A 9435-nucleotide genomic window follows, 5' to 3' on the forward strand; every position below is an offset into this window, starting at 1 on the left:
GATTTTGTAAGGGGTCGTTCATTTCTAGATTTAGCCAAACCATGAAATTCAACTTTTGATTCCTCTGTAAGCCCCGTAATTACTGGACCTTTAAAATTTTCGAGTCAAAATATCAAATATTAAAAATACATTTGTTTTTAGACAAAACCCGCTCACTCCATATCATTTTGCGCTCATTCCTGCTCACAATACGTTTAGAATTAGACTAAAAACCGTCGTTTTTAAAAACGTTTAAACGCCCTTTAAACAGACTTTAAAGCCGCTTTAAATATGGTTTAAACATCAACAAGCTTAACTTCAACAACTCGCTTCATGTCTGGGTCGATTTGAATTGTGATCTGAACTCCGTTGGTTACGAACTGCAAAACACTCTGGTTAAATGTGGAATTTGTTTGAGCTTGGACTAACTTCATTAATTCAGTCGTTTGCTCAAACCCGATAACTTGAATCGTAGTTTTTAGCATCGGCTCATCAATAACAACCGGCGTGCTTTTTGTTTCAGGCGCAACATCTAAAACTGATTTGAATAATTTCGGATGCAAGTGCCCTATCGTTAATTTTGCTCCAGAGTCAGGTTTTCCTAAGGCTTGTTTGGCTGCGACCTTTGCAACTTGAGATTTAAAATGGTTTTGGCCTTCGTTATTCGCTAGCATTTGGCCTGTTGCCTTGTCTGCGCCTAACCATGCAAGACCAGGATTGTAATCCCAACCGAGGTCAATGCCTGGCAAACGTTCTAGTTTTTCACCCGTTGTTGGATCAACATCGGTAAATGGTTTTTGATAATTTTTAAGCACTGAATTTGGCGTAACAGTTAAACCCATGCGTTTGATGTCAGCATCGCTTAAGCACGACTTTACACCTACAGTTCCAACCATTTGGTAGATAATGAGTTACCCAAAAATCGTGTTCAATTGGTGATAGTGTTACCGTTAAGCTTCAGCGGCTAGGTGGGACTTAGGGGACGTTTATTTTAATTCCACCTGTTGTTAGTGAAAATATGAGCGTCAAAAGCTCATATTTTCACTTGTCTTGTATTCAGGATATCAACATACCATCTTTCATTTTAAGCGTTCTTTTTGCCCGAGCTGCACAAACAGGATCGTGAGTTACCATTAGTATCGTAGTACCCGCTTCGTTTAGAGATTCAATTAAATCCATGATTTGCTGACTATTTTCGCTATCCAAGTTACCTGTAGCTTCATCTATTAGCAAAAGAGAGGGGTCGTTAACAATAGCCCTAGCAATTGCGACACGCTGCTGCTGTCCACCTGAAAGCAAATTCGACTTGTGATCTTTTCTGTGTTCAAGGCCTACTTTAGCTAATATCTCATCAACTTTTTCATTTAACTTTTCGTTAGACGGTTTACTAGCGCTATACTTAAATGGCAATAGAATATTGTCTTTTACTGAGAGTTCATCAATGAGGTTAAAAGACTGAAATACAAAACCAATTTTAGAGTTGCGAATTTCTGCTGCTCTATCTCGGCAAAGACTAGCGACATTTTCTCCATCTAAAACATATTCCCCCCTGCTTGGATTATCAAGCAACCCTAGTATAGTTAACAACGTAGACTTACCGCAGCCAGAAGGACCAGAAACTGCTACATACTCCCCTTTTTCAATTTCAAGGTCGACATTCTTTAACGCATGCGTTTCCATTGCATCTGTTTCAAAAACTTTGCCCAATCCTTTTAAACTCAGACTAATTGTTGTCATTTAATTTCTCCATTTAATCGTTATATTTTATTGTATTTTCTGACGTATTGAGCTTCGACAAGATAAACTCATCGCCAAGTTTATGATTAGAAAGTAGCTCTATTAAATTCCCTGATTCGATACCAAAATCCACCTTGATCCTAAATAAGGTACCATCCTCACGATCAATTTTGTATAAGTACATCGAACTACCTTGTCTTGAGCTAGGGGGCTTTTCCAGATATAAAACATTTCGCTTAGTTGCAATGTTGATAGAACCATCCACATTCAATTGGGCTCTTGCATTTTCGGGTAAGTCACCGAGTAACTCGATTTCTACATCCACCGTATTATCTTCAATAACAGGGCTTATCCTGAACACTCGTCCATGAATGATTGATTGCCTAGTATCAATAACAGCGGCTTGGCCATTTTCTAACAGTTGAACGGAATTTTGTGGAATTTTTATGGTAGCTTTCAAATCATCGGCGCTACCAATCAGTGCTACTAGACTACCTCTTTCCACACTTTGCCCCACCTCCAATGGAAGCTTTTGTAGCAGACCATTGAACTCAGCTCTCACCGTCAAGTCTTCCAGTTGACGTTGCAAAATCGACAATCTGGATTTACGCTCCATGATCTTTTGATTCTTAACACTAATGCGCTTTTTGTGGATTTCAATTAGCTGTGCTTTACGCTGCTCTCGTATCTCTAAACGCTCTTTAATAAGTGTTTCTTGTAATTTGGTTTGTTTATACACCAGGCCTGATACAATGCCTTTATCAAAGAGTTCTTTTTCCGCGGTACTGCGTAATTTAATCGCTTTGTATTCAGACATTAACTGAGCCAACAAATCCTCCTCGTCCAGCAATTCTCTAGCATTAAACACTTCTTCTTGCTGTAACTCTGCCAGCTCTAGATCAACGTTCCGTTGCGCAGCTTCTACATTCTGTTTTAACTCTAAGTTTTCTAATACAACGATCACTGATCCTGCTGTAACCTTATCTCCCGGTCGCAGTCGAATCTCTTTGACAGTAGCTTGTGCGCTTGCGGTGATCTGTTGTAACGAACTGGATTGCAACTTACCATATCCTTTTACAACTTGATTTAAATCCCCTCTTTTTACTTCGGCAATAACAAACTCATCTAAAGGAACAGTATCTGCATTTATTTTGAATAAAAAAAACACAGCTAGGGTAAGTAGAATACCAGACATAACTAACTTGTTTCTTAATATCCAATTACCTGTTTTTTTTTCTTTTAAAACGTCCAATTTAATCACCTTCTATTAAGCAAACGCTGCTACTACTTTTCGTACACCACTGCCTGGCGTCCAATTGGCGACTGAATGACACCAAGTCAGATTATTACATATGAGCATTTGCCTTTTAGTCAGCTTTTTAATCAACACACCTTCGAAGAGCTCATTGTATTTAGATCCGAAAGATCCAATCCTATTGTGATGGCTATCATCAATAAGACTGAAATCAAAGTCGCTTTCAGGCTCTTTAAACAAAGAGACATTTTTTAAGAATGTAAGATATTCTTGAGGAGAGTCAGAATCGATACGCTCAATACTGTCAAAGTAAGGGTAAACCTCTTTGTTTAAGATGACAGACTTAACAGCCCTCGTTTTGACTAATGTTTCACAATAAACAAAACCTTCTTTGTACTCTTTTTCAGAAAGTACTTCATCACCATCGGTCAAGGCGTCTTCTGGAAAACTAAGCCTTGAGAGAATTTTGATCTTAGTTAAGTCAGCTGATGACAGCTTTTTTAATATTTTTCCTTTAGCCAAATTTTCCTTTAGTCCTTTTATACAGTCAGAGCTGTGATTGGTTTTGAACAGCACAGTTTCCCCACCATCAGTGGTATTATCTACGCTGTAAAATGCAGCAAGCTGAATGCCTAATTTGCTAGAGCCTTCAGAATGTGGCGCCACAAATTGATAATCTTTTCGTTTATTGACGGTCATAAAGTATTTGCCAACTTTCTGCCGATACTCAAGAGTGGAAGAAAAGTTGGAATTGAGCTCAAGTGAATCTTGCAGGTTGAATATTTTTGCAAGTTCCAACATTAACTTATTGGCGTCTTTAAAGCTCACATCATTGATGAGTATAGCCTTGTCTTGCTTAAGACTATCCACTATATCAATCAAGTATTTGCTGAGAGTATAATCATGCAAAATGACTAATTTGTCTTCCAAAATCTTCGGTTTTTGAATCACATGTGTGTCTATATGTGTCATAAACTGTCCCTGTAAAATTGCTCTATGGTCTGAAGGGATCTTCCTTCCATTAATTGTTGATGAGGGGTTTCTGTATGTATCACATTAATACCCATGGCAAAGCATTCACACCATCTTTGAAGCGTTTCTTCTAGTCCTAGTACGCCAGTTTCTTGTTGACGATCTTGGGAAGTGAAATAAACTACCTTTTCAACACGGTTTAATTTAATTACTGGTCTTTGAAAGTTGAGGACGCTAAACACTGCGCGTAAAGATTCTACCTCAAAGTCGTTTAGTTCTATTCCAGCTCTTAATTGCGTCAATAGCTTTTCAAAGTTTGTTTCCTGTTCAAGATCGAGCTTTAACATCAATTGATGTAAGTCACTGGGTCTGTAATAAGGCAAAACTGCTGCTACGGTTTGCTCTAACTTGTCCTTGAATTTAATTTCCGAATCAAATTGAGGTGGGTTTGCATCTATTAACACAATAGACTCAACCGTATCGCCTGCAGCCTCTAATTCAGCCGCAACATAGTAAGCATAAATTCCGCCATCTGAATAGCCTACTAGTCGATAAGGACCTGCGGGTTGTTGGCTTTTAAGCTCATTTACATAGTATTTTGCTGCTTCTTTAAAGCTATTGCATTGCTGGTTTTTACTCCAAAACGATTCGATAGTTATCAGCTCATAACTAGGTGCTATTGCTTTTTTCAGATTTAAATATCCAGCGGTTGAACCGCTTATTTCATGAAATGCAAATAGCTTATTACTGGTTCTCAAGGCACTAAAATGCGGTAAATTTTGTTTTAGAGATATAAGTTTTTCAAGTAACAAGCTTTGATTTAGAAACACCGACTGCTCGTACAAATCTTTCAAAGAAACATTTACCTTTAGACGATTTTGAATTGTGCTTCGCAGCCTCAATACCATCAAAGATGTACCCCCTAAATCAAAGAAATCAGAGTCCAAATTCATGTCCCCACTTCGAATCGATAATGTGGTACACCAAATTTCACACAGCAACTTTTGATATTTATTTTCCATTTCGAAGGATGCTGTTTTTTCTCTATTCTGGTATTGCTTGATTAGTAAATTTTTATCGATTTTACCATTAGGCGTTGTAGGAAATTTATCTATTACTTTAATGAAAGATGGCATCATGAATCGGGGTAAATCAATTCTCACCTGGTCTCTGATATATTTTTCAGTAGCTTTAACGTTTTGGTTTAAATTATTTGTACCAATACAAGTTACAAATGCGAGGAGCGAGTGTTCATCAAAAGCATTTTTGATAGTGCATACAAAAGCTTCTTTTACACAATCTATTTCTGTGAGTTTATTCACGACTTCTCCTTGCTCTACCCTGTGCCCCCTGATCTTAATCTGATCATCAACACGAGATACGAATTCCAAATTTCTGTCAGTTAACCACCGAACCATATCGCCAGTTTTGTATAGGCGCTTTTTAACTCCTTCAATATTGACTGTGATAAATTTCTCTGCGGTTAATTCAGGCCTATTCAGGTAACCTCTCGCAAGGCCTATACCTCCCACAAAAAGCTCTCCAGTGTAACCAAAGGGCATGAGTTTATGATTTTTATCAAGGACATAAACATCAAGGTTTTGGACAGGAGTTCCAATAGGCACGGAAGTAGCATTTGAACTATTGTTCGATAATGTCCCTAAAGATAAATGAACATTGCTCGATTCTTTGCTCTTTGTATGTTGGTCATTGTGTTTCTGGTTAGCTAATATGCGTGTTACAAGGTAATTAAACGCATTGTCAATGATATCAATCGCATGATCTATTTGTGCAAGTGAGACAATCAACGGCGGTAATAATTTAACTACTTCATCATCCTTACCGGCTGACTCTAACATCAAGCCGTTACTAAAACAATAGTCAATAATTTCATTAACATGCTCGGCTTTCCCTAACTCAATCCCCTTTATGAACCCCATGCCTTTTATTTTTAAGTTTAACGCTGCATACTTATTTTGAAGGAACACTAATCTACAATGCAATAACTCACTTTTAGCCCTTAACTCTTCCTGAAAAAGAATGTTTGACCAATACTTATTCAGCATCACTGCAGAAGCAACAAAGGCTAAATTATTGCCCCTGAAGGTACCGTTATGCTCACCTGGCTCCCAAATATCGTATTCAGGTTTTATCAATACTAAAGACATAGGTAAGCCATAGCCACTGATTGACTTAGAAAGGCAAATGATATCAGGTATGACCTCATAGTTTTCGTGACTAAAAAATTTGCCTGAGCGGCCGCAACCAGCCTGGATATCATCAACAATCATGAGGATACCTCTCGCTTTGGCCAAATTAAACAATTCTGTTACCCAATGAGTAGATGCTACATTAATTCCACCTTCCGCTTGGATAAGTTCTAAAATAATGGCAGCTGGAGCCTCATCCATTGAATTGATTTGCTCAATCAAAGCTGCGATTGCTGTCGCGGTATTTTCTGAGTGCTCGACAAAATCAACTTCTTTGGTGAAGCTAACTGGTACGCCTAACCTCTTTTGATAACTCTTACCACTGCTTACAGATAGTGCTCCTGATGTCATGCCATGGAAGCTTTTCTTACAGTAAAAAATTGTTTTTCGTTTAGTTACTTTTCGTGCCAATTTGATGGCAGACTCAACTGCATTTGCACCTGTCGGCCCTGGAAACATTAATTTATATTCCAGACCTCGGGGGCGCAAAATATTCGCAGTAAAAGTATCTATCAAGTTTGATTTGGCAATCGTAAACAAGTCCAATGAATGAGTAACACCATCGTTGTTCAGATACTCCAATAATGAGTGCTTAATATCATCATCGTTGTGACCATAATTTAACGCTCCTGCACCACTAAAAAAGTCTAAAATTTGCTCGTTATCTGCAGTATAGATGTACGCTCCTTTTGCAGACTTAAAGGCCTTTGGAAAACGCTTTGAATAATAACTTACGTTTGATTCGTGCTTGCTTATTGTCGAAGACACGTTTTCTGAGGAATGGTTGTTGTTATTGATCAAGTAAAGAGTTACATCATCTGAACACTCGGCAGGACCGTAAGCATTAACTAGGGGGATATCTGGATAAATAGACATCCATTTTTCCATTAAAAATCTAGGAAAAGCTTCGCCGGTGATGAGGAGCCATTTTATTGATCTTAAATCACGTTTTAATTTAGAGGCTTCATCTATCAAATATGTGAGTAATGAAGGTACTACTTGCAAAATAGAAATTTGGTAACTCGAAATGACATTAAAAAGCTCAGCAGGATCTTTGACTATCTCATCTTTTAACAAACATAATTTAGCATTAAGGATTAAAGGCGTGAGCACTTGCCAGACAGAGATATCAAAGCTTATGGGGGCGGTTTGCGCTACTATGTCTTTAGCACTCAGATTGAGTGTTTTGATCATAGCGTCACAATGATTGACACAACCTTTATGTTCGATCATAACCCCTTTAGGTTGTCCGGTAGAGCCAGAGGTATAAATCACATAAGCTAAGTTATCCGGAGATACTCCTGTCTCAGTTGAAGAGAGTGGCTCACTTGTAAACTCTCTAATAGACAATATTGTTTGTGTATCATCCAACAATATTTTTGCAAAATCTGCTTTTGGCAAACGAGATACAGCAGAAACCGAACTTAATACTACATCCATTGCGGTATCTTGTATCATATACGTCAGGCGGCTGTCAGGGTAGCTAGGGTCTAGTGGCACATAGGCTCCGCCCGCTTTAAGTATCGCCATTATGCCAACTACCATTTCAAAACTACGCTCTAAACAAAGTCCAACCAACATATCAGGCCCTACTGAGTAGTTAGCTCGTAAGTATCTAGCCAGCTGGTTAGCCTGTTTATCCAACTCACCGTAGGTTAGTGTCTCTCCTTCGCACATGATGGCAACGGCCTGAGGATCTGCAACAACACACTGTTCGAACAACTCATGAACACAGTAATTTTCTGGATAGTCAGTAACTGTGTCATTGAGCGTAGTTGTTAAATAGTGACGCTCTTGTTGTGAAAGTACCTCCAGGTCACTAAGGTTTATATCCTCGTTTAATTGCGATAGCTGAGTCAGCAATCGACTCATGTGATCATTAAGCTGGATAATATGACTCTCTTCGAATAACTCAGTGTCATAAATCCAAGTCAGTTGCGCACCACCGTGGCCAAGTTGTACACCTAGCTCAATATCGAATAAAGAAGCTACCTGAGTACCGGAAAGGTTTTTTAACGTCAGACCTGGCAGAGTCAGTGCTTCGCTCCCCTTAGCTGTACCGTAGTCTGCGACTTCCATGTTCAACATGATTTGAAATAACGGGGTATGGGCTGTATTTCGTGGTATGTTTAACAGTTCAACTAATTGCTCAAAAGGCACGTCTTGATGAGACTGTGCTCCAAGATGAACTTTGCGTACATGGCTCAGATATTCTTTAATAGTACGTGGTGAAGTATCCACCCTCAATACCAAAGTGTTCACAAAAAAGCCTATCAACGGTTCCACTTCAAATTGCATACGGTTCGCTACAGGCGTACCAACAACAATATCGTCACGATTACTATGACGAGCAAGCAATAAAGAAAATGCCGCATGTATCAGCATAAATGGTGTGATTTGATGTGCTGACGCCAGTTGTTGCAACCCTTGAGAAATAGAACTTGAAAGCTGCCCCGTTACGCGCGCGCCTTTATACCCTTTAACCGGTGGTCGAACATGATCAAGCCGCAACCCATGCTCTGTAGGGGCACCTGCCAGTTGTTGTTTCCAATATTCCAGCTTTGAGGTTAACACTTCTCCCTGCAACCAGTTGCGCTGCCAATGAGCATAATCCGCATATTGAACCACAGGAGAAGCAAGTGATGCAGGCTTCCCTGTATTATTAGCTCTATACAAGGCTGTAAACTCTTTGACCAATAACTCCATTGACCAACCATCTGACGCGATATGGTGTATGTTGAACAGTAAAACCCCTCGATCTCTTGATATCACAACATAACTGCAGCGCAGCATGCAATCCTGTGTTAAATCAAAGCAGTGGTTTTCTTCTAGTTTAATTAACTCAGCGATACTAAGCTCTGCATCTGCTTCCGACAAATGCGTTAAATCAACTACTTGAATATCAAAGCCTTCAGCGCTATTGATACGCTGGAAACACTCACCGTTAAGCTCATAATAAGTCGTTCTGAGAACTTCATGCCGTTCAAGAATGGTCATTAAACTTCGCTGTGCAGCATTAATGTCAAACAAGCCTTTCACCTCAAAAGCAGTGGGCATGTTATATTCAGGGCTTCCCTCTTGAAGTTGATCTATAAACCACAATCTCTGTTGGGCAAAAGATAAGGCATTACCTTCCGGACTACGTTCTATGGGTTCAATAGGTGGACGGACCGCCTCATGACTATCTGAAATCATTTTCGCTAGAGTTCTAATATCAGGCGATTCAAACAAAGTTTTGATACTAATTTCAGCTTGCAACTCCTGACGGATTTGTGACGCTAG

At 39.2% G+C, this 9435-nt stretch carries 5 protein-coding genes; all 5 read right to left on the bottom strand.

The features are described 5' to 3' along the window. Nucleotides 1-275 precede the first annotated feature (275 nt). On the bottom strand, nt 276-875 hold the full coding sequence (locus L1077_RS22465; RefSeq protein WP_237139094.1) for a hypothetical protein: 600 nt from the start codon (nt 873-875) through the stop codon (nt 276-278). Nucleotides 876-1035: 160 nt separating this feature from the next. Next, on the bottom strand, nt 1036-1716 hold the full coding sequence (locus L1077_RS22470) for an ABC transporter ATP-binding protein (protein ID WP_237139095.1): 681 nt from the start codon (nt 1714-1716) through the stop codon (nt 1036-1038). Between the two features lie 13 nt (nt 1717-1729). After that, nucleotides 1730-2968 carry an efflux RND transporter periplasmic adaptor subunit gene (locus L1077_RS22475; protein WP_237139096.1) on the bottom strand — a complete coding sequence of 413 codons (1239 nt, stop codon included), beginning with the start codon at nt 2966-2968 and terminating at the stop codon, nt 1730-1732. 15 nt (nt 2969-2983) lie between these two features. After that, nucleotides 2984-3943: a hypothetical protein gene (locus L1077_RS22480; RefSeq protein WP_237139097.1), complete on the bottom strand. Its 960-nt coding sequence runs from the start codon at nt 3941-3943 to the stop codon at nt 2984-2986. After that, on the bottom strand, nt 3940-9348 hold the full coding sequence (locus tag L1077_RS22485) for a diaminobutyrate--2-oxoglutarate transaminase (RefSeq protein WP_237139098.1): 5409 nt from the start codon (nt 9346-9348) through the stop codon (nt 3940-3942). The genes L1077_RS22480 and L1077_RS22485 overlap by 4 nt, the downstream gene beginning before the upstream one ends. Nucleotides 9349-9435: the final 87 nt, after the last annotated feature.

The sequence above is a fragment of the Pseudoalteromonas luteoviolacea genome (assembly GCF_021654285.1).
Classification (GTDB): Bacteria; Pseudomonadota; Gammaproteobacteria; order Enterobacterales; family Alteromonadaceae; genus Pseudoalteromonas; species Pseudoalteromonas luteoviolacea_J.